The sequence below is a fragment of the Streptomyces sp. NPDC092952 genome, from assembly GCF_044754785.1.
Taxonomy (GTDB): domain Bacteria; phylum Actinomycetota; class Actinomycetes; order Streptomycetales; family Streptomycetaceae; genus Streptomyces.
The window spans coordinates 51,299-75,850 of sequence record NZ_JBIVPT010000025.1 but is presented as its reverse complement, the minus strand read 5'-3'; the positions used below and the strand labels follow the sequence as shown (position 1 = coordinate 75,850).

The following is a 24,552-nucleotide window of genomic DNA, read 5'->3' as shown; positions in this document are numbered from 1 at the left end:
ACCGCATACGCACCGAAGGCATCGAGAAGAACACCCACGACAACCCCTTCGGCGCCGTCCTCTCCTTCCGCGGCACCGTCACCGACACCACCGTCAGCCACCCGCTCGCAGCCACGGTGATCGAGCTGACCGACACCTTCCCGGTCCCCGACGCCAAGGCGTTCCGGGTCGGCCAGTGGTGGACCGTCCAGGTCGCCCCGGTCGAGGGCGGCGGACGCGACGAACGCGAACTCCAGAAGCTCGTCGAGATCACCGAGATCGTCGACGCGACCCACGTCCGCGTCGGCTACCTCAACGGCTGGGAGCTCGCCGCCGGCCGCACCCTGACCTGGACCCGCGTCGAACCCGTCCGCAACAGCCATGTCCGCAACATGGTCTTCGAGGGCGCGGGCCCCGACGAGTACACCGGCTCGCACCCGGTCAGCTACGAGTACGCGGTGGGCTGCGACGTCTCCGGCATCCACGCCACCGGCACCTTCTGGCCGGTCGTCATGCGCCGCTGGTGCACCCGCTTCCGCACCGAGGAGTGCTCCCTGAAGAACCCGCCCACCGTCGAGTACGGCGGCGCCGGGTACCTCACCCAGCAGATCTACTGCCTGTACGGACGGGTCGCGGACTGCACCACCAGCAATGTGCGCCACCTCAACGACCTCACCGCCTCCGCCTACTGCACCGTCGTGAACTGCCACGGCGACGGCGACGACGCCGGCGGCAACCCCTTCACCACCCACGGGCAGTACGAGCACGACCTCCTCTTCGACGGCAACTCCGGACTGATGGACATTGCCAACTCCGGTGCCCAGTGGGGGATCTCGGCCAAACGGATCACCGTGCGCCGGCACGTCTGCTCCTGGTTCGTGGCCAACACGAAGATCACCGACCTGACCCTGGAGGACGTGACGGTGATCGCCCGCCCCACCTTCGACCAGGCGGGCACCCTGACCGTCAACGCCGACGGGGCCCAGGTGCGCGGCTGCACCGCGAAGACCTTCGCCGTCGCCCAGCGCTCCGCCCGCTCCACCCGGCCCACCACCGTCAGCGACTGCTCCTTCGACCTCCCCGCGGGCAGCGTGCTCGTCCAGACCCCGGTCACCGCCCCCGTCCACTTCGTCCGCTGCGCCTTTACCGGCGTCGACGGCGCGGTGCTGCGCGGGGCCGGGCCGGTCCGCCTCACCGACTGCACCGTCACCGGGGCAGAGGACGCCGCCCCGCTCTCCGTCGGCTCGGCCGACCTCACCATCGACGGCGGACGCTACGAGAACACCGGCATCGAACTCAGCGCCGTGCGCGACCAGCGGATCACCGTCACCGGCGGGGCCCGGCTCACCGGCCGCAACCGGGCCGGTGCGCTGCTCGGCCGCGCGGCCGGTCCGGGAAAGGTGACCTGGGACCTCACCGGCCTCAGCAGCACCACCGACACCGCGACCGCCCATGTCCGCATCGCCGACGGCACCAACCACTACCTGGCGACCGGCAACCGCTTCACCGGCGGCACCCTCCACCTCGCCCCCGGCGCGCTCGCCTCGGCCCTGCACACCGCCTGCGTCGAGGACGGCACGAAGCGCGTCGCGATGCCGGACGACGGCACCACGGCCCGCACGGAAGGAAACCTGATCCTGTGACCCCCGCCGCCGTCCGCACCGCCGTCCCGGCCGACGACCCGGCCCTGGCCGCCCTGTGGCGGCGGTGCTTCGACGCCCCGCAGATCACCGCCCTGCACGCCCTGGACCCGGACCGGTACCGGCACACCTTCGTCGTGCCGGGCGCCGGGGAGGGCGTGCTCGACGCGGTCGTCGTCTACGTACCGAGGACGATCCGCGACGCGGACGGCGCCCCGCACAGGGTCGGCGGCATCGGCAGCGTGGCCACCCGCCCCGAGGCCCGGGGCCGGGGACTGGTGCGGCTGCTGCTGGCGGCGGCGGAGCGCACCATGCGGGCCGAGGGCTGCGCCTGGTCGCTGCTGTTCACCGGCACACCGGGGGTCTACCGGGGCTCGGGATGGGAGGAGTTCGGCAGCGGGGTCGTCGAGGGGCGGCTCGCCCCCGCGCCGGCCACCGGGGAGTTCCGGGTCCGCGCGGCCACCGCCCCGGACGCCCCGGAGGTGGCCGCGCTGCACCGGGCGTACAACGCGGACCGGCCGCTCAGCACGGTCCGGTCGGCCGAGGACTGGGCGGTGCGGGTGCCCGCCTGGTACGGCCCGCTCGACGGGACACTGGTGGCCGAGGACCCCCGCACCGGGGCGCCCGCCGGCTGGCTGGTGGCCCGGCACGAGGAGGAGTGGCTGGAGGTACGGGAGTTCGCGGGAGCCCCGGAGTGCCTGGGCGCACTGCTGGCCGCCGCCGGGGAACGGGGCCGCGCGGCCGGGCTCGACCGGGCCCGGGTGCGGCTCCCCGACGGACCGGGCACCGCCGCCGCCCTGCCCCGCCTGCTGGCGGACGCCCGGCGGACGACGGAGTACGTGGGCATGGCCCGTCCGCTCCTCGCCCCGGCCCCGGCCGTCCGCGCCACGGTCACCGCGCCCGGCGCGGTCCACTGGTACGGCGACTGCTTCTGACCTCCGGCGCGGTAGGATCCCGCCGCCCCGGTCCTCCCGAGGACGGCGGACCCGGGGCCGGCCGTCCCGGCCGACGGCCGGATCCGGCTGAGTACGAGTGAGTACCAGCGCTCAGGTGGACCGTCCCGCGCCGCTCGTAGCATCCGGCCCATGCATATCGAACACGCTGTCTCCGGACCGGTGCGCCGGGCGGGCATCACGGCCGTGGCCTCCTGCCTTCCGGAACTCGAAGTGACCTCAGGACAGTTGCAGGAGCGGATCGCCGCGGCCTCCGGACTGTCCCTGCCGGCCCGGATGCTCGAACGGGCCACCGGCATCACCGCACGCCGGGTGGCCTCGGAGGACGAGTACGCCTCGACGTTCGCGGTACGGGCCGGGCGCACGGCGCTGGAGCGGGCCGGGCTCACCCCGTACGACGTGGACCTGCTGGTCTTCGCCTCCGCCACCCGGGACGTCGTCGAGCCGGCGACCGCCCACATCGTCCAGGCCCAGCTCGGCTCCCGGGCCCACGCGCTGGACGTGACGAACGCGTGCAACAGCTTCCTCAACGGCATCGACACGGCACGGGCGATGATCCTCGCCGGCCGGGCCCGCCGGGCCCTGGTCGTCACCGGGGAGACCCCGAGCCGAGCGGTCCGCCACGCCCCGTCCGGCCCCGGCCAGCTCCGCGACGGATTCGCGGGCTACACCTTCGGCGACGCGGGAGCCGCCGTCGTCCTGGAAGCGGTGGACCGGGGCGGCATCCTCGACGTGGACACCGAGACCCGCTCCGAGCACTGGCCGGTCGGCGGCATCTTCGGCGGCGGCTCGCGCCACCCCCGCGGGGACGAGCACACCTACTTCCACGGCGACGGCGGCGAACTGCGCGAGGTGTTCGAGAAGGTCGGCACCTCGGTGCTCGACCGGGTGCGGCACCGTACGGGGCCGGCGTGGGACGACTTCCGGTACGTGCTGGTGCACCAGGTCACCGTGGCCTACCTGGACCGGTTCGTGGAGCTCACCGGCGTCCCCCGCGACCGGCTCGTCGTCACGGTCCCCGAACTCGGCAACATGGCCAGCGCCACGCTCGGCGTGCAGCTCGACCGCGTCCACAGCCGGCTGCGCCCCGGCGACCGGGTCCTGTTCGTCGGCCTGGGCGGCGGCGTGAGCATCATGACGATGGTCTGGGAGAAGGCATGAGCACGCTGTGGGTGGTGGTCCCCGCCCACCGGGAGGCCACCCGGATCGGTGCCACCCTGGACGCGCTCGCGGACCAGCGCGACCGCGACTTCACCCTCGTCGTCGTGGACAACGCCTCCGATGACGACACCGCCGCCGTCGCCCGCGACTTCGCCCGCCGCGCACCCTTCCCCGTCCACGTCCTGCGCGAACCGGAGAAGGGCGTCGGCTGCGCCGTCGACACCGGATTCCGGTACGCGATCGGGCACGGCGCCACCCTCCTGGCCCGCACCGACGCCGACTGCCTGCCGCACCCCGGCTGGACCGCCGGTGCCCGCACGGCCCTGGCGGCCGGTGCGGGGCTGGTGTGCGGACGCATCGACGCCCGCCGCGACGAGCACGGGCCGCTCGGCCGCGCCGCCTTCCGCGCGCTGGTGCGCGTCGCCGCGTCCTTCGGCCGGATACGCCCCGCCCACCACCGCCGCCACGGCTACCTCGCCCCGTACCGGATGCACGCCGGCAACAACATGGCCGTCACCGCCGCGCTCTACGAAACCGTCGGCGGCATGCCCCGCCGCCCCTCACCCACCGACCGGCTCTTCCTCAACCGGGTGCGCCGCCACACCACCGCCATCGTCCACGCCCGCGACATGGTCGTGGAGAACTCCACCCGCCGACTGCGCGCCTACGGCCTCCTCGGCACCGCCCGCTGGTACCTCGGCAAGGGGCCCGGCCGCCACGGGGAGGACCCCCGCTGATGCTCGACACCCTCGCGCACACCCTGCGCCGCCACCCCGACCGGCCCGCCGTCCTCGGCACCACCCGGACCGGCGCCGTCCGCACCAGGGTCACCTCCGGTGACCTGGCCGACCTCGCCGACCTGTACACCGCCGCCCTGCACGGGCGGGGCATCGGACGCGGCAGCACCGTCGGCGTCGCCGTCCGGCCCGGCCCCCGGGCCCTCGCCGTGATGCTCGCCGTCCACCGGCTCGGCGCCCGGGCCGCCGTGCTCGACCCCGGCGCCGGACCGGACGTGCTGCGCGCCCGGCTCGCCCTGGCCCGCCCCGAACTCGTCCTCGCCGACGCCACCGCCCAGGCCGTCGCCGGCTGGGCCCGGCCGCTCGCCCGCCAGGCCCGCCTGGCCCTGCCCGACCTCGCGGAGCTGGGACCGGTCGCCACTCTCGGCCCCCGGCTGCCCGGCTGCGCCCCCGCCCTGGGGACCGGCCGCCGGACCGCGCCGCCGCCGCCCCCGGTGGACGAGGACGGCGACGCCGTCGTCGTGTTCACCTCGGGCACCACCCAACGGCCCCGGGCGGTCGTCCACACCCGTTCCTCGCTCGCCGCCGGGATGGCCACGGTGGCCGGACTGGTCCGGCCGCAAGCCGGGCGCCCCGTCCTCGGCGGCACCTTCTTCGTCCTCCTGCCGTCCCTCGCGAGCGGAGCCCCCGTCGCGCTCCCCGCCCGCTCCGCACCCGTTCTGCGCCGCCAGCTGAACCGGCTCGCCCCGCAGGCCACCTATCTGACACCGCCGCAGATCCGGCGGCTGCTGGCCGCGGGCGGACGGTTCACCGGCCGGGTGTGGACCGGATCGGCCCCGGCCGGCACCGACCTCCTCACCCGCGTCAAGCGCGCCGGCGCCGACGAGGCGTGGGGCGTCTACGCCCTGACCGAACTGTTCCCCGCCGCGGCCGTCGAGCAGGCCGACAAGGCCGCCTTCACCGGCGACGGCGACCTGGTCGGCCCGCCCCTGCCCGGAGTGGCGGCCAGGACCGACGCCGCCGGCGAACTGCTGCTGTCCGGCCCCGCCGCCCGCGACCGCTACCTCGGCGAGGACCCGGACCCCTGGGTCGCCACCGGTGACCGGGCCCGCCTCGACGACGGCCGGATCGTCCTCGAAGGCCGCCGCAAGGACATGGTCCTGCGCCACGCGGAGAACATCTATCCCGGCCTCTACGAGCCGGGACTGCACGTGCCCGGCGTCGAACTGGCCCTGCTGGTGGGCGTACCGGCCGGGGACGGCGACGAGCGCCTCGTCGCCGTCGTCCAGCCGGTGCCCGGGGCCGACCGCGCCGCGCTGCGGGCGGCCCTGGACGGACCGCTGGAGCGGATGGGAACCGCCCGGCCGGACGCGGTGCTGCTCGCCGACGTCCCGCTCTCCGGCCGCTCCCTGAAACCCGACCGCGCCGCGACCGCCCGCCTCGCCGCCCGGTCCCTGGCCGGACGGAGCCGGGGATGACCGCGCCCGACGCCGCGCCCCGGCTGTGGGCCGTGGTGCCCGCGTACAACGAGGAGGCCGGAATCGGCGCCACCCTCGCCGCTCTCGCCGCCCAGACCGACACCCGCTTCGCCCTCGTCGTCGTGGACAACGCCTCCACCGACGCGACCGCCGCCGCCGTCCACCGCTTCGCCGCGGGCGCGCCCTTCCCCGTGCACCTCGTCCGGGAGGAGGAGCGCGGCACCGGCGCCGCCGTCGACACCGGATTCCGGTACGCCGCCGCGCACGGCGCCGAACTGCTCGTCCGCACGGACGCCGACTGCCTGCCCGCCGCCGACTGGATCGCCGCCGCGCGCCGGGAGTTCGCGCGCGGCACGGAGATGGCCTGCGGCCGCAGCCTGCCGCGCCGGGACGAGCGGCCCTCACCCGCCGAGCGCTACCTCCTCCCGGCGGTGATCAGGGCGACCGCCCTGTACGGGCGCTACCGCGCCGCGCACCGGGACCCGCGCCACCGCGCGCCCTACGTGCTGTGCCACGGCCACAACCTCGCCATCACGGCCGCGCTCTACCTGCGCTGCGGCGGAGCGCCCCGGATCCCCCTGGAGGGACCGCCCGAGGACGTCGTCCTCCTCAACCGGGCGCGCGAACACAGCGACCGGATCGCACGGGCCGAACGGATGGTGGTGCACACCAGCCTGCGCCGGCTGCGGGCCTGGGGCGCCCGCCGGACCCTGCTGTGGTGCTGGGACCGCCGCTACCGACCCGCCGACCCGAAGGAGGTGCACGTCAGATGAGTACGGTCCCCACGACTCCCGGCACCGCCGCGCTCCGGGCCGCCCGGCGCCGCGACCGGCGGGTGTACACCCGCTCCCACCCCGTGCTGTTCGCCCTCCTCGCCGCCGCCCGCCGCCGCGCGGTCGTCCGGATCGGCGGCACGGTCCTGGTCAGCGGCACCGAGCCCTACCGGCAGGCCCTCACCCGCATCCCGCTGGACCGCACCGCCGCCGGCACCACCGGCGGCACCGCCCGCGAACTCTCCGAGGGCGGCACGCTGTTCGACCAGGAGGGCGCGGGACACCGCACCGCCCGGCGCGGTCTCGCCGCAGACCTCGGCGCGGCGGGGGTGGAGCGGCTGCGCCCGGTGTGGCGGGACGTCCTGGAGCGCCGCCTCGCCCCGCTCCACGCGGGCCGGGAGATCGACCTCGTACCGCTGGCCCGTGAACTGGCCGGGGCCACCGTCCGCGCGCTGCTGGACACGACCGGCGACCCGGAGGCCGTCGCCCGGGCGGCCGCCGAGGTGGCGGCCGCCGCCGTACGCGGCCACCTGCCCGGCCCCCGGCCGCCGGGCGCCGCACGGGCCGCCGCGGCGGCGACCGCCCGGCTGGAGGCACTGCTCGCCCCGGTCTCCGGCGGGACGGCCGAACCGGCCCTGCGGGCCGCGCTCGCGGTCGCCGCCGTCAACACCACCGTCGCCGTGCTCCCGCGCGCCGCCGCCTGGTGCGCCGACGCGGACCTCTGGGACGAGGCGGCCGACGACCGGCTGCGCCCGGCGCTGGTGGGCGAGGTGCTGCGGGTGACCGCCCCCTCACCGCTGCTGCCCCGTGTGGCGGCGGCCGACGCGGAGCTGGACGGCCGCCCGGTCCGGGCCGGGGACCGCCTGGTCCTGATGGCACGGCACGCCGCGCGGGCCCACGACCGGCTGCCCGACACCCGCGACCCGGCCCCGCCCGCCGTGGCCCGGCTCGTCTTCGGTGCCGGTGCCCACGCCTGCCCCGGCGCCCGGCTGGCCCGCGCCCAGCTCGACGACACCCTCGCCGCGCTCGCCCCGCACCGCCCCGAGGTCCGGCGCGCCCGGGTGGACCGGGCCGCCGCCCTGCCGGGCTGGCGCTCGCTCACCGTCCGGGCCGCCGCCGCCCGCCGATCCCCGGAGAACCCGTGACCACGATCGCCGTCACCGGTGCGAGCGGCTTCTGCGGCTCGCACGTCGCCACCGGGGCCGCCGCCCGCGGCTTCGAGGTCCTGTGCGTCGGCCGGCGCCCCGGCCCGGCCGGCCGGCACGTTCCCTGGGACGCCGCGTGCGGGATGCCGGACCTGTCCGGCGCCGACCTCGTCGTGCACTGCGCGGCGGCCGTCGGCGACCCCGTGCCCGGCTCCCCGGCCGAGGCCGCCATGCGGGCCGTCAACGTCGACGGCACGGCCCGGCTGCTCCGGGCCGCCGCCGGCCGGCCGGTGGTGTGGGTGAGCAGCGCCAGCGTCTACGCCCCCGGCCCCGGGCGCTCCAGGGTCGCCGAGGACCATCCCGTGCGCGGGCACCTGAACGCGTACGGCCGGACCAAGGCCGCCGGCGAGGCGCTGGCACTCGCCGCGGGCGCCGTGGTGCTGCGGCCGAGGGCGGTCTACGGTGCCGGGGACCCGCATCTGGTGCCCCGGCTGCTGTCCCGTGTCCGCCGCGGGCTGCTGACGCTGCCCGGCCCCAGCGTCCGCCTCAGCCTGACCGCCGTCGAGAACCTCGCCGACGCCTGCCTGCTGGCCGCCGACTGGCCGTCCGGCGCGTACAACATCGCCGACCCGGTGCCGTACGACCGGGACGAGGCGGTCCGCACGGTCCTGCGCGCCCACGGGGTCCGTGCGCGCGTCGCCCACGTCCCGCTGCCGGTGGCCCGCGCGGTCGCGGGCGCCGCCGAGGCACTGGCCCGGCTGCGCCCGCACGCGGACCCGCCGCTCACCCGCTACGCCGTGGACCAGCTGGCGCACTCCGTGGTCCTGGACGTGTCCAGGGCCGAGTCGCGGGGGTGGACGGCCGGGCGTTCCCTCGCGGACTACGAGCCGCTCCCCTGAGCGGGGGAGCGGGCACGCTTCGAGGCAGGGCCTAGCGGTCCGAGTCCTTCGACGACCCCGAGTCGTACGCCGAGGTGCCCGAGTCCAGCAGGGGCTCCTGGGTCTTGAGGTGCGCCGGGGCGAAGGCGCGCAGCACGTGGTAGCCGGTGATCACGACGATGGTGCCGAGCGCGATCCCGCTCAGCTCGAAGTTGTCGGTGATCTTCAGGCTGACCCCGCCGACGCCGATGATGATGCCCGCCGCGGCCGGAACCAGGTTGAGCGGGTTGCGCAGGTCGACCTTGGCGTTCAGCCAGATCTGGGCGCCCAGCAGGCCGATCATGCCGTAGAGGATGACGGTGATGCCGCCGAGCACCCCGCCCGGGATGGCGGCGACGACCGCGCCGAACTTCGGGCAGAGGCCGAAGAGCAGGGCGAAGCAGGCGGCGGCCCAGTACGCGGCGGTGGAGTAGACCCGGGTCGCGGCCATCACGCCGATGTTCTCCGAGTACGTGGTGTTCGGCGGGCCGCCCACCGCGGTCGACAGCATCGACGCGGCGCCGTCGGCGGCGATGGCGGTGCCGAGCTTGTCGTCCAGCGAGGCGCCGGTCATCTCGCCGACCGCCTTCACGTGCCCGGCGTTCTCCGCGATCAGCGCGATGACCACCGGCAGGGCGACCAGGATCGCCGACCACTCGAAGCTCGGCGCGTGGAAGGAGGGAAGCCCGATCCAGTCCGCCTTGGCGACCCCGGACAGGTCCAGCCGCCAGTGGTCCACCGCCTCGGCACCGCCCGCCGGGGAGTGGATCTTGCCGAAGACCCGGTCGAGGACCCAGGACAGCGCGTACCCGAAGACCAGGCCGAGGAAGATCGCGATGCGCGAGAAGAATCCGCGCAGGCACACCACGGCCAATCCGGTGAACAGCATCACCAGCAGGGCCGTCCACTGGTCCTGCGGCCAGTAGGTCGACGCGGTCACCGGCGCCAGGTTGAAGCCGATCAGCATCACGACCGCGCCGGTGACGACCGGCGGCATGGCCGCGTGGATGATCCGGGCGCCGAAGCGCTGCACGGCCAGACCGGCCAGGAAGAGCACCACGCCGACGGCGAAGACCGCGCCGGTGACCGTGGCACTGCTGCCGCCACTGGCCCGGATCGTCGCCGCGACACCGACGAAGGAGAGCGAACAGCCCAGGTAGCTGGGCACCTGGCCGCGCGTGGCCAGCAGGAAGATGGCCGTCGCGACACCCGACATCATGATCGCCAGGTTCGGGTCCAGGCCCATCAGGACCGGGGCGACGAACGAGGCGCCGAACATCGCGACCACGTGCTGCGCGCCCAGCCCGAACGTACGCGGCCACGACAGCCGTTCGTCGGGCCGCACCACGGCCCCCGGTGCGGGGGTCTTCCCGTCGCCGTGCAAGGTCCAGCGCACGCCGAGGCCCATGGTCGCTCCCTGATGTGTGTAGGCGCGGAACGGATTGCCTCGATGGGCACGTCGCTACCGCTGAAATGATCAGCGCCATGGTAATGCCGGTTCCCGGCGTGCTCGCGGCGGGGCGCCGCTTTCGAGCAGGCCGGCGCCGTCCGGCCGGGAGCGGACCGGCCGGACGGGCGGCTCAGCCGCGCGGTTCGGTGGCCGCCGCCTCCGGGGCACCGGCGTTCCCGGACGCCACCGCCCGGCGGTCGCCCGCCCGGAGCACCCCGGCCCCCAGCACCAGCCCGAAGGCCAGGACCGTCACCAGCCCGAAGGAGACCACCAGCGAGGTCGCCTGGGCCAGCGAACCGATCGCGGACGGGGCGATCAGCCCCGAGGTGTACGTGATCGTGGCGACACCCGCGATCGCCTGGCTCGGGTTCGGCCCGCTGCGCCCGGCGGCGGCGAAGGCCAGCGGGACGACCACGGCCACCCCGAGCCCCAGCAGCCCGAAGCCGCACATCGCGAGCACCGCGTCGGGCGAGGCCACCACGAGCAGCCCGCCGACCGTCGCGAGGGCGCCGCCGGCCCGCACCGTCCGGACCGCGCCGAAGCGGTCCACCACCTTGTCGCCGGCGATCCGGGCGACCGCCATGGTCAGCGCGAACGCCGTGGTGGAGGCCGCGGCGAGCCCGGCGGAGGTGTCCATGACGTCCCGGAGGTAGACCGCCGACCAGTCCAGGCTGGCGCCCTCGGCGAACACCGCGCAGAAGCCCACCGCGCCGATGATCAGCGCCGACCTCGGCGGCAGCGTGAAGCGCGGCGGCGGCTCCTCGTCCGGCTCGCCGCGCAGGTCCAGTACGTTCCGGCAGGCGATCAGGCCCAGCGCGGTGAGGACCAGGGCGGCCACCGTGTGGTGCAGCCGGGCGTCGGTGCCCAGATGCGCGGCGACCGTGCCCGCCGCCGAGCCGAGCAGCGCGCCCACGCTCCACATCCCGTGCAGCCCCGACATGATCGACTTGTCGAGGCGGTTCTCCACCTCGACGCCCAGGGCGTTCATCGCCACGTCCGACATGCCGGCCGTCGCCCCGTACACCAGGAGCGCCGCGCACAGCGTCAGCAGGTTGGGCGCCAGCGCGGGCAGCACCAGTGCCAGCGTCCACAGGGCGAGCAGCGCGCGCAGCGCGGTCCTGGCGCCCAGCCGGTGGCTGATCGCACCGGCCAGCGGCATGGCGAGCGAGGCGCCGATGGCGGGAAAGGCGAGCGCGAGGCCGAGCTGACCGGCGCCGATCCCGGCATGCTCCTGGATCCAGGGCACCCGGGTGGCGAAGCTGCCGGTCACCGCGCCGTGCACGGTGAACACGGCGGCGACGGCGTATCTGGCCCGTACCACCTGCTTCGTCCCGAACTCCGTGTCGGTGGAATCCGCTGTCATACCGCCGTGCCCTCCCTTGGAAACGTTCCGCTGCCGGTGGTCCGGTGCCCGTGTGCACGGTGCGGGCCGTAAACTATCAGGAACCCTGCCTGATAAATAGTGCGCCGGGCACTCCGGTGCTACGGAGATCTGGAAGGATCCCGGCATGCCCGCATCACCGAGCACCGCACGGGCCATCAACGACCGGCTCGCCCTGGGACTGCTCCAACAGGACGGCCCGCTGACGGCCGCGCAGCTGAAGACACTGACCGGCCTCTCCCGGCCCACCGTCGCCGACCTGGTCGAACGCCTCCAGGGCGCCGGGCTGATCCGGGTCGTCGGCGAGACCGGCGCCAGGCGCCGGGGCCCCAACGCCCGGCTGTACGGGATCGTCGCCGACCGCGCCCACCTCGCCGCCCTCGACGTACGCACCGGCAGCGTCGCGGTGGTCGTCGCCGACCTGCTCGGCACCACGCTCGCCGAGGCGACCCTGCCGATCGGCGGCGACACCGCCACCGAGGCCGCCGCCGAGCAGGCCGCCGCGCTCCTGGAGCGCACCGCCCGGAAGGCGGGGGCCGGGCCGCTGCACAGCGTCGGCATCGGCGCGCCCGGCCTGATCGACCCGGCCACCGGCGAACTGCGCGACACCACCGGGCTGCCCGCCTGGCACCGGCGGCTGGTCCGGGTGCTCCAGCAGCGGCTGCCCGCGACCGTGCTGGTCGAGAACGAGACCAACCTCGCCGCCGTCGCCGAGCACCGCGACGGCGCGGCCGTCGGCCAGGACACCTTCGTGCTCTTCTGGCTCGGCCACGGTGTGGGCGCCGCCGTCGTGCTGGACGGCAGGCTGCGCCGGGGGGCCTCCGGCGGTGCGGGCGAGATCGGCTTCATGCCGGTGCCCGGCATCACCGCCACCCCGTCGGCGCTCAACTGCGAGGGGGGCTTCCACTCGCTGGTGGGCTCCGCCCCGGTCTGCGAACTGGCCACCGCCCACGGCATCGCGGTGCCCCTCGACACCGGGGGGAGCGAGGAGGAGGGCAAGGAGCCGGCCGCGGCCTTCGCGGTCCGGGCCGCACTGGCCGGGGCGGGGGACGCCGACGCGTTCCTGGACGAGCTCGCCGGGCGCCTCGCGGTCGGGGCCGCCGCCATCGCCGCCGTTCTCGACCCGGGCTGCGTGGTGCTGGCGGGCGAGGTCGGCCACGCGGGCGGAGGCGCGCTCGCGGCCCGCGTCGAGGGGCGGCTGGCCGCCATGTCGCCGCTGCGCACCGAGGTCAGGGCCGGGCGGCTGGGTGGCGGCGCGGTCCTCCGCGGCGCCCTGCTGGCGGCCCGCGACGCGGCCCAGGACGACCTCTTCGGCTCGACGGCCTGAGCCGCGGGACGAGCCGCACGGCCCGGCCCCGGACGCGAAGGGGCCCGGCGGCGACCGGGGGCGAACCGGTCACCGCCGGGCGGTCACGGGGAGGCGGGTCAGCAGGCGCCGAGGTCCTGCCAGACCCCCCAGTCACCGGTGGAGCCGGGCGTCTCGCCCTTCGTCCACCACTTGGCCTTCCACTGGTGCCCGGCGTGGGCGACCGTCGTGCCCGTGCCGTACTCGGCGGTCGCGGACCAGGCGGTGGCGGTGCAGCTGCCGCCGCCGGGGCCCGGGGTCGGGCTGGTCGACGGGTCGGGCGTGGGCGAGGTGCCGGTGCCCGGCTCGACCACGGTGGTGCCGCGTGCCAGGTCGGCGGCGAGCGCGTAGGACTTCCCGCCGAAGGTCACCGTCCAGTTCGACGGGGTGGAGGTGGGCAGGTAGTAGACGAAGTCCAGCTGCACCGATGCGCCCGGGGCCAGGCTCTGCCAGCCGGGCAGCTTCAGCGCGACCCGGTTGTAGTCGCCCTTGAGCCCGCCCGCGTTGCCCGTGCCCGGGTGGTCGCTGCGCACGATCGTGGTGCCGAAGCCTGACTGGTCCTTGGCGTTGGCGGGCGCCGAGGTGGCGTAGTCGAACTGGAACTCCGTGCCGCCGGGCAGCGTCGCCTTCGTGTGGTTGGTGATCGTCAGCTTGGGGCTGATCGGGTAGTTGGAGTCGCCGAGCGGGAACTGGCCGAACGACACGTCGATGTCCAGCGCCTCGGTGGGCAGCTCGATGGTGGAGCGCTTCGCGCCGTACGGGGCCGCCGACTTGAACGTGTCGTACATCGTCGAGGTCAGCGTCGAGCCCGGCTCGTACTGGCCCTTGGCGGCGTTCCAGCCGTAGTCGCCCGCCAGCTCCCAGATCATGGTGCCGCCGATGCCCTGGTCGACGACGTACTTCACCTTCGCGGCGACCGACTGCTCGTCCTCGGTGGAGAGGAAGACCTTCTTCTCGGCGTTCCACAGCCAGGGCGCGACCAGCGTCGAGTCGTACTTGCGGGCGTAGGTGCCGGTCAGCTTGGTGCCGGCGGGGAAGCCGTAGTCCGTGACGTAGTCCCCGACGACGCCCTTCTCCAGGTTCTTCGCGTGCCACATCGGGTTGGAGCCGGCCGGCGACTCCTTCCCGTCGGCGTCCTGGTCGTGCCAGAGGTTGTCGATGCCGACCGCGCCGTCACCGCACTTGGTCAGCCCCGCGCCGGCCGGGCAGTCGGTGGTGGCGGCCCGGCCCCACAGTCCGTCGGTGCCACCCTGTACGTTCTTGAAGCCGCGGGTGTAGTACGGCAGCCCGATGTTGATCCGGCCGGCCGGCATCGAGCCGCGGAAGTAGTGGTACGCCCAGTCGGTGTTGAGGTAGCCGACGCCGCCGTACTGCGCGGTGGAGTAGACGCCCGCCTGGGCGAGCTCGGCGTCCTTGCCGTCGTCGTACAGCGCCGCGTTCGGGCCGACGTACTCGTTCCAGGCGCCGTGCAGGTCGTACGACATGATGTTGACGTAGTCCAGGTACTTCTGGACCTGGAAGGTCTCCATGCCGCGCAGCAGGTAGCCGGAGGAGGGCGCCGCCACGCTCAGCAGGTAGTGGGTGCCGTCGGCGGCCGAGGCCCGGTCGAGCTTCTCGCGCAGGGTCTTCATCAGCGCGGCGTAGCCCTTGACGAGACCGGCCCGGCGCGCGTTGGAGAGCGTCCAGTCCAGCGGGTTGCCCGAGTCCTTCATGGTCGTCGGGTACTCGTAGTCGATGTCGACGCCGTTGAAGCCGTACTTCTTGACGAAGGCGACGGCCGAGTCGGCGAAGGTGTCGATGCCGGCCTGGTTGACCGAGCCGTCGGCGTTGGTCGCCATCGAGTAGAACCCGCCGGAGTCGACCCGCTTGCCGCTGTCGTCGAAGTAGCCGCCGGTCTCGGCCCAGCCGCCCACCGACACCATGGTCTTCACGTTCGGGTACTTCTTCTTGAACTTCGTGAGCTGGTTGAAGTGGCCCTTGTAGGGGAGGGCCGGGTCCATCTCGGCACCGGCGACGCCCGGCCAGGTCATGCCGGTCGCGGGGTTGTCCGGGCCGTCCGAGCCGACGGAGAGCTTGTTGGCGCCGTCGACATGGGCGAAGGCGTAGTTCAGATGGGTGACCTTGTCCCAGGGGATGTCGGAGGCGAGGTAGGCGGGCTTGCCGTCCTTGCCGGTCCGCCAGCCGGTGAAGTAGCCGATGACCCGGCGCTGGTGGTCGGCGCCCATCTTCTCGCGGCCCTCGGTGTCGTACACGGAGCAGTAGGGGACCGAGACGCCGGGCGTCTCGTAGAGCCCGTCGGGGCGACAGGACTCCTGGTCGGCGGCGGCGGACGGGGTGGCGGTGAGCGAGCTCATCAGCAGTCCGGCGACGGCGGCGCCGGCGGCGAGCAGGGTGGCTCTCGCACGGGTGGGGGACAGCACGTTCGGTTCCTCCCGGGGAGGTTCGGCGGCACACAACTTGCAAGGGGGTGGGTCGTGTTGATGCCCCGGGTGTGCGCACACCACGGAACGGCTCCTCGGAGGTGACGCAGACATTAAGAGGACTAGACCAGTGCGTCAATAGGTCTGGACCATCGGGGGACGGGGAGATTCCGGAAGGGTGGTCTGTGAGGCAGTCCACAGGCACCGGCCGGTTGGCCCGCCGCGGTCCGTGGCACACTGGCCCTGTACCAGCAGCAGCGCACTCCGGGGTCGGTGCAATTCCGAACCGGCGGTTATAGTCCGCGACCCGTCCGCATCCAGCGGCCGGTTGACCAGGTGGGATTCCTGGACCGACGGTTAAAGTCCGGATGGGAGGCAGTGCGCGGCGGGCCGTTTCGCGGGTACGCCGCCGTCGGCGGATGGTTTTCGGGCGACCGATTCCATCCGTGTTTTCCGGCATTTCCGGCGTTCCTCCGTTGCGTTCCCGCTCTTTCTGTCGTCGTCGACAGGCCCCGGAGTCCGTGCCCGAAGAGGCAGGAGGACACCGGTGGACACCGCGGCCGACATCACCGCCATGCGTCGCGCGATCGCACTCGCCGCCCGAGGTCTCGGCTCCACCAGCCCCAACCCCGTCGTCGGCTGCGTCGTGCTCGACGCCGCGGGCCGCCTCGCGGGGGAGGGCTTCCACCGGCGCGCCGGCGGGCCGCACGCCGAGATCCACGCCCTGCGCGAGGCGGGCGACCGGGCCCGCGGCGGAACCGCCTACGTCACCCTCGAACCCTGCAACCACACCGGCCGCACCGGCCCCTGCGCCCAGGCCCTCGTCGAGGCCGGGATCGCCCGGGTCGTCTACGCGGTCGGCGACCCGAACCCGCAGGCCACCGGCGGTGCCGACACCCTGCGTGCGGCCGGGGTCACGGTCGGGCAGGGCCTCCTCGCCGACGAGGCCGAGGCGGGCAACGCGGCCTGGCTGACCTCCGTGCGGCTCGGCCGCCCGTACGTCCTGTGGAAGTACGCGGCGAGCCTCGACGGCCGGATCGCGGCCGCCGACACCACCAGCCGCTGGATCAGCTCCCCGGAGTCCCGCGCCGACGTCCACCGGCTGCGCGCCGAGGCGGACGCCGTCGTGGTCGGCTCGGGCACCGCCCGCACCGACGACCCGCAGCTCGGGGTACGCGGCATCGAGGGCGCCGTCCAGCCGCTGCGGGTGGTCGTCGACACCGCCGCCACCGCCGTACGCCCCGGCGCCCGGGTCCTCGACACCACCGCCCCCACCCTGATCGCCGTCGCCGAGGACGCCGACGCCGGGCACCTGCCCCCGGACGCCGTCCTGCGGCTGCCCCGCGCCGCCACCGGCCCCGGCCTGGACCTGCCCGCCCTGCTCCGGGCCCTGCACGGGCGCGGCGTCCGCTCCGTACTCCTCGAAGGCGGGCCGACCCTGGCCGGGGCCTTCGTCGCCGCGGGCGTGGTCGACAAGGTCGTCGGCTACCTCGCCCCCGTACTCCTCGGCGCCGGCCCCGCGGCCCTCGCCGACGCCGGAATCACCACCATCGCCGAGGCGTTGCGCCTCGATGTGACCGAGACCGTCCGCATCGGCCCCGATCTGCGCATCACCGCCGTCCCCGGCACCGACCGGAAGGGAAACTGAGTGTTCACCGGAATTGTCGAAGAACTGGGTGAGGTCACCGCCGTCGAGCAGCTCGCCGACGCCTCCCGCTTCCGTCTGCGCGGCCCCGTGGTCACCGAGGGCGCCAAGCACGGCGACTCCATCGCCGTCAACGGCGTCTGCCTCACCGTCGTCGAGCTCGGCGACGGGGAGTTCACCGCGGACGTCATGGCCGAGACCCTGAACCGGTCCAGCCTCGGCGCCCTCGCCACCGGCTCCCGGGTCAACCTGGAGCGCCCGATGGCGGTCGGCGGCAGGCTCGGCGGCCACATCGTCCAGGGCCACGTCGACGGCACCGGCCGCATCGTCGCCCGCGAGCCCTCCGAGAACTGGGAGGTCGTGAAGGTCTCCCTCCCCGCGGAGCTGAGCCGCTACGTGGTCGAGAAGGGCTCCATCACCGTCGACGGGGTCAGCCTCACCGTGGTGGACGCCGGTCCCGACTACTTCACCATCAGCCTCATCCCCACCACCCTCGCCCTGACCACGCTCGGCATCAAGAAGCCCGGCGACCCGGTCAACCTGGAGGTGGACGTCATCGCGAAGTACGTCGAGCGACTGCTCGGCCACACCACCCGGGACCCCGAGGAGCCGGTGTCATGACCTCTCTGCACTGGCTGAACGCGGAGGCGTTCACCCTCTTCGGCCAGCACATCATCTGGTCCGACATGATCGGCAACACCGTCGGTCTGATCGCGCTGACGCTCGGCTGGCTCCGCTCCGTCTGGACCTGGCCCGCGCAGCTGCTCTCCGGCGTCGTCCTGGTCGCCGCCAACGTCTCCGTGCAGCAGGCGGGCAGCGTCGGCAAGCAGCTCATCGTCATCGCGGTGGCCGTCTGGGGCTGGCAGCAGTGGACCCGGGGCCGGCAGCGGGCGCAGGACGGCTCCATAGCCGTACGGTTCGCCACCTGGCGCGAGCGCGGGCTGCTGCTCGGTGGCGCCGCGCTCGGCACCCTCGCGGTCGGCGGCCTGTTCACCGCGTTCCCCTCACTGTCCTGGAGCCCCTGGGCGGACGCGTACATCTTCGCCGGGACGCTCGTCGCGATGCTCGCCCAGGCCCGCGGCATGGTCGAGTTCTGGTTCGCCTGGCTGCTGGTCGACCTCGTCGGCGTACCGCTGAACTTCCACAGTGGGCTCGCCTTCTCCGGTCTCATCTACGTCGTGTACGGCGCCCTGGTCCTGTGGGGCATGCGCGACTGGTGGCTGCGTTCGCGGACACCCGCTCTGAAGGGAGCCACGGCATGACCGCCCAGCCCACCTGGCTGCACCGGGAACCCGGCGCGGCCGCCGAGGACCTGCGCCTGGACCCGGTCGGGCAGGCGATCCGCGACATCGCCGCCGGACGGCCCGTCGTGGTCGTCGACGACGAGGACCGGGAGAACGAGGGCGACCTCGTCGTCGCCGCCGAGAAGGCCACCCCCGAGATCGTCGCGTTCATGATGAGCGAGTGCCGCGGCCTGATCTGCGCGCCGATGGAGGGCGACGAGCTGGACCGGCTCGACCTCCCCCAGATGGTCGACCGCAACACCGAGTCGATGCGCACCGCGTTCACCGTCTCCGTCGACGCCGCCCCCGCCCACGGCGTCACCACCGGGATCTCCGCCGCCGACCGGGCCGCCACGCTCCGGCTGCTGGCCGGCGGCGAGGCCGGTCCCGGTGACTTCGTCCGCCCCGGCCATGTGTTCCCGCTCCGTGCCCGCCCCGGCGGCGTCCTGGTCCGCAACGGCCACACCGAGGCCGCCGTCGACCTCGCCCGGCTCGCCGGACTTCGCCCCGCCGGGGCCATCGTGGAGATCGCCGGCGAGGACGGGGTGATGCTGCGCCTGCCCCAGCTGGTCCCCTTCGCCCGCAAGCACGGCCTCACGATCATCTCCATCGAGGACCTGATCGCCTACCGCCGCAGCTCCGAACCGACCGTCCGCCGCGAGGCCGAGGTACGGCTGCCGACCGCCTTCGGCGCGTTCACCGCGTACGGCTACCGCTCCACGACCGACGGCGTCGAGCACGTCGCACTGGTCCACGGCGAGCTCGGCGACGGCGACGACGTGCTGGTCAGGGTCCACTCCGAGTGCCTGACCGGCGACATCTTCCAGTCGCAGCGCTGCGACTGCGGCCCCCAGCTGCACGCGTCCATGCGCCGGATCACCGAGGAGGGCCGCGGCGTCGTCGTCTATCTGCGCGGCCACGAGGGCCGGGGCATCGGCCTGCTGTCCAAGCTCCGCGCCTACGAGCTCCAGGAGCGCGGCGTCGACACCCTCGACGCCAACCTGGAGCTCGGCCTGCCCGCCGACGCCCGGGACTACGCGGCCGGCGCCCGGATCCTCGAGGACCTCGGCGTCCGCAGTCTGCGGCTGATGACCAACAACCCCGACAAGACGGCCGCGATCCTGCGGCACGGACTCGCCGTCACCGGCCGGGAACCGATGCCCGTCCAGGCCGGCGAGCACAATCTGGGCTACCTGCGCACCAAGCGCGACCGCATGGGGCACGACCTGCCCTGGCTCGACGCCGCCACGGCGTCGACCTGCGGCAACCAGTGATCTCGGCCATCTCGGCCACCTCACGGAAACGAACCACGGGAGAGACATGAGCGGCAAGGGCGCACCCGAACTGTCCGTACGCAACTGCGGCGACCTGCGCGTGGCGGTCGTCGCCGCGCAGTGGCACGAGAAGGTCATGGACGGGCTCGTCGACGGCGCGCTGCGCGCCCTGCACGACCTCGGGATCGACGAGCCGACCCTGCTGAGGGTGCCCGGCAGCTTCGAACTCCCGGTCGTCGCCAAGGTCCTCGCCGGCCGCGGCTACGACGCGGTCGTCGCCCTCGGGGTGATCATCCGCGGTGGCACCCCGCATTTCGAATACGTGTCCAGTGGTGTCACCAACGGGCTGACCCAGGTCGCCGTCGACACCGGCGTCCCGGTCGGCTTCGGCGTCCTCACCTGTGACACCGAGGAACAGGCGCTCGACCGGGCCGGCCTGGAGGGCTCCAGCGAGGACAAGGGCCACGAGGCGGTCACCGCGGCCGTCGCCACCGCCGCCACGCTGCGGACCGTCAGCGAGCCCTGGCGCTGAACACGGGCCGGGGACCCCGTACTCTAAGACCCATCATGGCGAACAAAACCTTCGAAGAGCTCTTCACCGAGCTCCAGCACAAGGCCGCCAACGGCGACCCGTCCACCTCCCGTACCGCCGAGCTCGTGCACAAGGGCGTCCATGCCATCGGCAAGAAGGTCGTCGAAGAGGCCGCCGAGGTCTGGATGGCGGCCGAGCACGAGGGCAAGGACGCCGCCGCCGAGGAGATCTCCCAGCTGCTGTACCACGTCCAGGTGATGATGGTCGCCCGGGGGATCTCGCTCGACGACGTCTACGCCCATCTCTGAGCACCACCCGCACCACCCAGCACCGCGCACACCCGCACCTCAGCACACACCCCCTCCTCGCAAAGGAATCCGACCTCATGCTGCGCATCGCCGTCCCCAACAAGGGTTCACTCTCCGGGCCTGCGATGGCGATGCTCCATGAGGCCGGATACCAGCAGCGCAAGGAGTCGAAGGAACTCGTCCTCGTCGACCCGGAGAACGAGGTCGAGTTCTTCTACCTGCGCCCCCGGGACATCGCGATCTACGTCAGCTCCGGTCGCCTCGACATCGGCATCACCGGCCGTGACCTGCTGCTGGACTCCGGAGCGGACTCCGAGGAGATCCTCCAGCTCGGCTTCGCCCGCTCCACCTTCCGCTACGCCACCAAGCCCGGCACGGCGAGCGGCCCGCAGGACTTCGACGGCAAGACGATCGCCACCTCCTACGAGGGCATCGTCGCCAAGCACCTCGCCGACGCCGGGGTCCACGCCTCCGTCGTCCACCTCGACGGCGCGGTCGAGACCGCCATCGAGCTCGGGGTCGCCCAGGTCATCGCCGACGTCGTGGAGACCGGCACCAGCCTGCGCAACGCCGGGCTCGAAGTCATCGGTGAACCGATCATGACGTCGGAGGCGGTCGTCATCCGCCGCACCGGCGCCCCCGGCGACGACCCCAAGGTGCAGCAGTTCCTGCGCCGTCTCCAGGGCGTCCTGGTCGCCCGCTCCTACGTGATGATGGACTACGACTGCCGCGTGGAGCACCTGGAGCGCGCCGTCGCCCTCACTCCCGGCCTGGAGTCGCCGACCATCTCGCCGCTGCACCACGAGGGCTGGGTCGCCGTCCGCTCCATGGTCGCCGCCCGCGAGGCCCAGCGGATCATGGACGACCTGTACGCCCTCGGCGCCCGCGCCATCCTCACCACCGCCATCCACGCCTGCCGCCTCTGACGGCACGGCAGGACACGGCACCCCGAAGCGAAGACCGAGAAGACAGAAGAACGACATGTCCGCCCCCGCAGCCCGGCCCGAACTCCCCGCCCTCCCCGTCACGTTCCGGCCGACCCGGACCCGGGTCGTCCTGCTGACGGTGGGCGCGGCGATGTTCCTCGTCATCACCGTGGTCGCCCTGACCCTGGAGCAGCTGGGGCCGGGCGAGCGGGCCAGCTTCGTCTTCACGGCGCTGCTGTTCTTCGGGGTCCTCGCCCTGCTCAGCCGCCCCAAGGTCGTCGCGGACGCGGACGGGGTGACCGTGGTCAATCTCACCCGGACGCGCCGACTGTCCTGGGCGGAGATCCTCCGGGTCAACCTGCGTGTCGGCGACCCCTGGGTCTTCCTCGACCTGAGCGACGGCACCAGCCTGCCCGCCCTCGGCATCCAGCCGGGCATCGCCAAGGAGCAGGCCATCAGGGACGCCCGGACGCTCCGGGTGCTCGCCGAGAACCACGGCACCGGAACGGATCTCGGCTGAGCCCCCTGCCCCGCACGGCCTGTTCTTGACTACTCTGGAGCACGGCGGTACCCCTGTGTACCCCCGCCCCGCACCGGAAGGTCCATGAACAACAGGACCGGCGGGGCCTTCCTGCGACCCAAGGAGTGACTCCTTCCAGCAATGGACGGATCGTCCGGTAGTACCTGCGCCGCCCCTTCCCCGGAGGCGGCGGCATGACCACCCCCCTGCTGCTCCTCGGAGCGGCGTTCCTTCTCATCCTCGCCAACGGATTCTTCGTGGCGGCCGAGTTCGGCCTCGTCACCGTGGAGCGGCCGGACGCCGAACGCGCCGCGGCCGAGGGAGACCGGCGGGCCCGTACCGTCGTCGGAGCCCTGCGCGAACTCTCCTTCCAGCTCTCCGGCACCCAGCTCGGCATCACCATCACCTCACTGGTCGTCGGCATGCTCGCCGAACCGGCCCTCGCCCAGCTGCTGGAGGGCCCGCTCAACGCGATAGGCCTCCCCGACGGTCTGGTCTCCGGCGTCAGCGTGCTGATCGGGATGATGGCGGCCTCCGCCGTCCAGATGGTGATCGGCGAACTCGTGCCCAAGAACTGGGCGGTCTCCCGGCCGCTCCAGGTCGCCCGGTTCGTCGCCGGCCCCCAGCGCCGCTTCTCCGCCGCCTTCCGGCCGGTGATCAGCCTGCTGAACACCGTGGCCAACCGCCTCGTCCGGATGCTGGGCGTCGAGCCCACCGACGAGCTGGCCTCCGCCCGCACCCCCGGCGAGCTGGTCTCCCTGGCCCGGCACTCGGCCGAGGCCGGCACCCTCGAACAGGACACCGCCGACCTCTTCGTACGGACACTGTCGCTCGCCGGGCTCACCGCCCAGCACGTCATGACCCCGCGCGTGAAGGTCAGCGCCCTGCAGTCCTCCGCGACCGCACAGGACGTCCTCAACCTCACCCGCGCCACCGGCCTCTCCCGCTTCCCCGTCTACCGGGAGCGGATCGACGAGGTCATCGGCATGATCCACCTCAAGGACGCGCTCGCCGTGCCCGCCCAGGACCGGCTGCGCACCCCGGCCGGCCGGATCGCCGTACCGCCGCTGCTGGTGCCGGAGACCCTGCCCGTGGAGCAGCTGCTCCAGCGGCTCCGCAACGAGCAGCCGATCGCCGTCGTGGTCGACGAGTACGGCGGCACCGCCGGGGTCGTCACCCTGGAGGACATCATCGAGGAACTGGTCGGCGAGGTCAGGGACGAGCACGACGCCGAGGGCGCCGACCGTCCCGAGCTGGCCCCCGCCGCCCCCGAGGACGGCCGCCCGGCCTGGGAGGCCGACGGCAGCTGCCGGGTCCTCACCCTGCGCCGGATAGGCCTCGACGTCCCCGACGGGCCGTACGAGACGGTGGCTGGGCTCGTCGCCGACCTGCTGGGACGCATCCCGGCCCCCGGCGACCGGGCCGAGCTGCCCGGCTGGCGGATCTCCGTCCGCCAGGTCGGCCACTACCGCGCCGAGCGGGTCCGCTTCGTCCGGCTGGCCGAACAGCCCGGCCCCGACGCCCCCCGGACGCACCAGGTCCTGGAGGGTGCCCGATGAGCCTGGCCCAACTGCTCTTCGCCGCGCTCCTCGTGCTGGCGAACGGCTTCTTCGTCGGCGCCGAGTTCGCCCTGGTCTCGGTACGCCGCAGCCAGGTCGAGCCGCTCGCCGCGGCCGGGTCCGGCCGGGCCCGCCAGGTGCTGTACGGCCTGGAGAACCTGCCGCAGATGATGGCCGCCGCCCAGTTCGGCATCACCGTCTGCTCACTGACCCTCGGCGCCGTCGCCGAACCGACCATCGCCCACCTCCTGGAGCCGGTCTTCGCGGCGGTCCACCTCCCCGAGGGGCTCGTCCACCCGCTCGGCTACGTCCTGGCGCTCGCCTTCGTGGTCTTCCTCCACCTCGTCATCGGCGAGATGGTCCCGAAGAACCTCGCGATGGCCGCGCCCGAGCGGACCGCGCTCTGGCTCAGCCCCGGCCTGGTCGGCTTCGCCCGGATCTGCCGTCCGGTGACCGCCGCGCTGGGCGCCTGCGCCCGGCTGGTGCTCCGGCTCTTCGGCGTCGAGCCGAAGGACGAGGTGGAGGCCGTCATCACCAGCGAACAGCTCAACCGGCTCGTCGAGGACTCCGGCCAGGCCGGACTCCTGGAACCGGATGCGCAGGAACGGCTGGAGGACGCGCTGGAGCTGGGCAGCCGGCCGGTCACCGACGTACTGCTGCGCCGGGCCGCCCTCGTCACCGTCGACCCGTCCGTCACCCCGCGCCGGATCGAGGAGCTGACCGTACGCACCGGCTACTCGCGTTTCCCGGTGTGCGCGGAGGGCGGTGGTCCGTTCATGGGCTATCTGCACGTCAAGGACGTACTGGACCTGGAGGACGGCGAACGGGCCGTCCCCCAGCAGCTCTGGCGGCCGATGGTCACCGTACGGGCCGAGCTGCCGCTCGACGACGCGCTGACCGTGATGCGCCGGGCGGCCACCCATCTGGCGCAGGTCGCCGACGCCTCGGGCCGGATCCTCGGCCTGGTCGCGATGGAGGACGTCCTGGAGACGCTCGTCGGCGAGGTGCGCGACCCGGCCCACCGGATCGCGGTCCCGCGCCGTGCCGCCGAGCCCGCCGCCACGGTGGCCGGCTGAGGGGTCCCGTGCTGCCGGAGCGGACCAGGTTCCGCGGTCCCTCCGGCAGC

22 protein-coding genes and 1 riboswitch are annotated in these 24,552 nt (G+C 73.9%); of the genes, 19 read left to right on the top strand and 3 right to left on the bottom strand.

What is annotated here, in order from left to right; genetic code table 11:
• From ACIQGQ_RS33630 to ACIQGQ_RS33595, 8 genes are all read left to right on the top strand, one after another.
• Positions 1-1,622, top strand: a 1,622-nt coding sequence (locus ACIQGQ_RS33630; protein WP_402403326.1) for a peptidase C14, incomplete at its 5' end; no start/stop codon positions are given.
• The gene (locus ACIQGQ_RS33625) at positions 1,619-2,554 is read left to right on the top strand and encodes a GNAT family N-acetyltransferase (protein WP_402403323.1); all 936 of its coding nucleotides are present in this window, start codon (positions 1,619-1,621) and stop codon (positions 2,552-2,554) included. The genes ACIQGQ_RS33630 and ACIQGQ_RS33625, both read left to right, overlap by 4 nt.
• A 150-nt stretch (positions 2,555-2,704) precedes the next feature.
• Complete coding sequence (locus tag ACIQGQ_RS33620) at positions 2,705-3,733, top strand: 3-oxoacyl-ACP synthase III family protein (protein WP_402403321.1); 1,029 nt, start codon at positions 2,705-2,707, stop codon at positions 3,731-3,733.
• Positions 3,730-4,470, top strand: coding sequence for a glycosyltransferase family 2 protein (locus tag ACIQGQ_RS33615; protein ID WP_402403318.1), 741 nt, complete (start codon positions 3,730-3,732; stop codon positions 4,468-4,470). Before ACIQGQ_RS33620 ends, ACIQGQ_RS33615 begins: the two co-directional genes overlap by 4 nt.
• Entirely contained in the window at positions 4,470-5,948 is a 1,479-nt protein-coding gene (locus ACIQGQ_RS33610) for a class I adenylate-forming enzyme family protein (protein WP_402403316.1), read from the top strand. The genes ACIQGQ_RS33615 and ACIQGQ_RS33610 overlap by 1 nt, the downstream gene beginning before the upstream one ends.
• A complete protein-coding gene (locus ACIQGQ_RS33605) occupies positions 5,945-6,721 on the top strand; it encodes a glycosyltransferase (RefSeq protein WP_402403313.1) in 777 nt (258 codons plus the stop codon). The genes ACIQGQ_RS33610 and ACIQGQ_RS33605 overlap by 4 nt, the downstream gene beginning before the upstream one ends.
• Positions 6,718-7,866, top strand: coding sequence for a cytochrome P450 (locus tag ACIQGQ_RS33600; RefSeq protein WP_402403310.1), 1,149 nt, complete (start codon positions 6,718-6,720; stop codon positions 7,864-7,866). Before ACIQGQ_RS33605 ends, ACIQGQ_RS33600 begins: the two co-directional genes overlap by 4 nt.
• Positions 7,863-8,765, top strand: a complete 903-nt coding sequence (locus tag ACIQGQ_RS33595) for an NAD-dependent epimerase/dehydratase family protein (RefSeq protein ID WP_402403307.1) — start codon at positions 7,863-7,865, stop codon at positions 8,763-8,765. The genes ACIQGQ_RS33600 and ACIQGQ_RS33595 overlap by 4 nt, the downstream gene beginning before the upstream one ends.
• 31 nt (positions 8,766-8,796) lie before the next feature.
• Here ACIQGQ_RS33595 and ACIQGQ_RS33590 read toward each other — a convergent pair whose 3' ends face one another.
• On the bottom strand, positions 8,797-10,191 hold the full coding sequence (locus ACIQGQ_RS33590) for a uracil-xanthine permease family protein (RefSeq protein WP_402403304.1): 1,395 nt from the start codon (positions 10,189-10,191) through the stop codon (positions 8,797-8,799).
• Positions 10,192-10,363: 172 nt separating this feature from the next.
• The gene (locus ACIQGQ_RS33585; RefSeq protein ID WP_402403301.1) at positions 10,364-11,596 is read right to left on the bottom strand and encodes an MFS transporter; all 1,233 of its coding nucleotides are present in this window, start codon (positions 11,594-11,596) and stop codon (positions 10,364-10,366) included.
• Positions 11,597-11,741: 145 nt separating this feature from the next.
• Here ACIQGQ_RS33585 and ACIQGQ_RS33580 point away from each other — a divergent pair, with 145 nt between their 5' ends.
• Complete coding sequence (locus ACIQGQ_RS33580; RefSeq protein WP_402403298.1) at positions 11,742-12,941, top strand: ROK family transcriptional regulator; 1,200 nt, start codon at positions 11,742-11,744, stop codon at positions 12,939-12,941.
• Between the two features lie 98 nt (positions 12,942-13,039).
• Here ACIQGQ_RS33580 and ACIQGQ_RS33575 read toward each other — a convergent pair whose 3' ends face one another.
• Entirely contained in the window at positions 13,040-15,379 is a 2,340-nt protein-coding gene (locus ACIQGQ_RS33575; RefSeq protein ID WP_402403295.1) for a chitinase C-terminal domain-containing protein, read from the bottom strand.
• A 255-nt stretch (positions 15,380-15,634) separates the two neighbouring features.
• Positions 15,635-15,765: riboswitch (FMN riboswitch) on the top strand.
• 161 nt (positions 15,766-15,926) lie between these two features.
• Between ACIQGQ_RS33575 and ribD the strand changes: the two genes are divergently transcribed.
• The 10 genes from ribD to ACIQGQ_RS33525 all read left to right on the top strand — a co-directional run bounded on the left by ribD (position 15,927) and on the right by ACIQGQ_RS33525 (position 24,502).
• Complete coding sequence (gene ribD, locus ACIQGQ_RS33570; protein WP_402403293.1) at positions 15,927-17,027, top strand: bifunctional diaminohydroxyphosphoribosylaminopyrimidine deaminase/5-amino-6-(5-phosphoribosylamino)uracil reductase RibD; 1,101 nt, start codon at positions 15,927-15,929, stop codon at positions 17,025-17,027.
• Positions 17,028-17,645 (top strand): riboflavin synthase, encoded by a 618-nt coding sequence (locus tag ACIQGQ_RS33565; protein WP_402403290.1) that lies wholly within the window; start codon positions 17,028-17,030, stop codon positions 17,643-17,645.
• Positions 17,642-18,286, top strand: coding sequence for a nicotinamide riboside transporter PnuC (locus ACIQGQ_RS33560; protein WP_402403287.1), 645 nt, complete (start codon positions 17,642-17,644; stop codon positions 18,284-18,286). Before ACIQGQ_RS33565 ends, ACIQGQ_RS33560 begins: the two co-directional genes overlap by 4 nt.
• Positions 18,283-19,581: a bifunctional 3,4-dihydroxy-2-butanone-4-phosphate synthase/GTP cyclohydrolase II gene (locus ACIQGQ_RS33555; protein WP_402403285.1), complete on the top strand. Its 1,299-nt coding sequence runs from the start codon at positions 18,283-18,285 to the stop codon at positions 19,579-19,581. Before ACIQGQ_RS33560 ends, ACIQGQ_RS33555 begins: the two co-directional genes overlap by 4 nt.
• A gap of 46 nt (positions 19,582-19,627) precedes the next feature.
• A complete protein-coding gene (ribH, locus tag ACIQGQ_RS33550; RefSeq protein ID WP_366299449.1) occupies positions 19,628-20,113 on the top strand; it encodes a 6,7-dimethyl-8-ribityllumazine synthase in 486 nt (161 codons plus the stop codon).
• Positions 20,114-20,148: 35 nt separating this feature from the next.
• Entirely contained in the window at positions 20,149-20,421 is a 273-nt protein-coding gene (locus ACIQGQ_RS33545) for a phosphoribosyl-ATP diphosphatase (RefSeq protein WP_352280087.1), read from the top strand.
• A 77-nt stretch (positions 20,422-20,498) separates the two neighbouring features.
• A complete protein-coding gene (gene hisG, locus ACIQGQ_RS33540) occupies positions 20,499-21,347 on the top strand; it encodes an ATP phosphoribosyltransferase (protein ID WP_366299447.1) in 849 nt (282 codons plus the stop codon).
• Between the two features lie 55 nt (positions 21,348-21,402).
• On the top strand, positions 21,403-21,867 hold the full coding sequence (locus tag ACIQGQ_RS33535; RefSeq protein WP_366299446.1) for a PH domain-containing protein: 465 nt from the start codon (positions 21,403-21,405) through the stop codon (positions 21,865-21,867).
• 194 nt (positions 21,868-22,061) lie between these two features.
• Complete coding sequence (locus tag ACIQGQ_RS33530) at positions 22,062-23,426, top strand: hemolysin family protein (protein ID WP_402403280.1); 1,365 nt, start codon at positions 22,062-22,064, stop codon at positions 23,424-23,426.
• Positions 23,423-24,502, top strand: a complete 1,080-nt coding sequence (locus ACIQGQ_RS33525; protein WP_402403277.1) for a hemolysin family protein — start codon at positions 23,423-23,425, stop codon at positions 24,500-24,502. The genes ACIQGQ_RS33530 and ACIQGQ_RS33525 overlap by 4 nt, the downstream gene beginning before the upstream one ends.
• Positions 24,503-24,552: the final 50 nt, after the last annotated feature.

What these genes read in the sequence shown, in the direction of transcription:
- ACIQGQ_RS33545 (WP_352280087.1), top strand. Translation starts at nt 20,149, where the DNA reads ATGGCGAACAAAACCTTCGAAGAGCTCTTCACCGAGCTCCAGCACAAG.
- ACIQGQ_RS33555 (WP_402403285.1), top strand. Translation starts at nt 18,283, where the DNA reads ATGACCGCCCAGCCCACCTGGCTGCACCGGGAACCCGGCGCGGCCGCC.
- ACIQGQ_RS33535 (WP_366299446.1), top strand. Translation starts at nt 21,403, where the DNA reads ATGTCCGCCCCCGCAGCCCGGCCCGAACTCCCCGCCCTCCCCGTCACG.
- ACIQGQ_RS33615 (WP_402403318.1), top strand. Translation starts at nt 3,730, where the DNA reads ATGAGCACGCTGTGGGTGGTGGTCCCCGCCCACCGGGAGGCCACCCGG.
- ribH (WP_366299449.1), top strand. Translation starts at nt 19,628, where the DNA reads ATGAGCGGCAAGGGCGCACCCGAACTGTCCGTACGCAACTGCGGCGAC.
- ACIQGQ_RS33605 (WP_402403313.1), top strand. Translation starts at nt 5,945, where the DNA reads ATGACCGCGCCCGACGCCGCGCCCCGGCTGTGGGCCGTGGTGCCCGCG.
- ACIQGQ_RS33530 (WP_402403280.1), top strand. Translation starts at nt 22,062, where the DNA reads ATGACCACCCCCCTGCTGCTCCTCGGAGCGGCGTTCCTTCTCATCCTC.
- ACIQGQ_RS33525 (WP_402403277.1), top strand. Translation starts at nt 23,423, where the DNA reads ATGAGCCTGGCCCAACTGCTCTTCGCCGCGCTCCTCGTGCTGGCGAAC.
- ACIQGQ_RS33610 (WP_402403316.1), top strand. Translation starts at nt 4,470, where the DNA reads ATGCTCGACACCCTCGCGCACACCCTGCGCCGCCACCCCGACCGGCCC.
- ACIQGQ_RS33620 (WP_402403321.1), top strand. Translation starts at nt 2,705, where the DNA reads ATGCATATCGAACACGCTGTCTCCGGACCGGTGCGCCGGGCGGGCATC.
- ACIQGQ_RS33560 (WP_402403287.1), top strand. Translation starts at nt 17,642, where the DNA reads ATGACCTCTCTGCACTGGCTGAACGCGGAGGCGTTCACCCTCTTCGGC.
- hisG (WP_366299447.1), top strand. Translation starts at nt 20,499, where the DNA reads ATGCTGCGCATCGCCGTCCCCAACAAGGGTTCACTCTCCGGGCCTGCG.
- ACIQGQ_RS33585 (WP_402403301.1), bottom strand. Translation starts at nt 11,596, where the DNA reads ATGACAGCGGATTCCACCGACACGGAGTTCGGGACGAAGCAGGTGGTA.
- ACIQGQ_RS33580 (WP_402403298.1), top strand. Translation starts at nt 11,742, where the DNA reads ATGCCCGCATCACCGAGCACCGCACGGGCCATCAACGACCGGCTCGCC.
- ACIQGQ_RS33600 (WP_402403310.1), top strand. Translation starts at nt 6,718, where the DNA reads ATGAGTACGGTCCCCACGACTCCCGGCACCGCCGCGCTCCGGGCCGCC.
- ACIQGQ_RS33590 (WP_402403304.1), bottom strand. Translation starts at nt 10,191, where the DNA reads ATGGGCCTCGGCGTGCGCTGGACCTTGCACGGCGACGGGAAGACCCCC.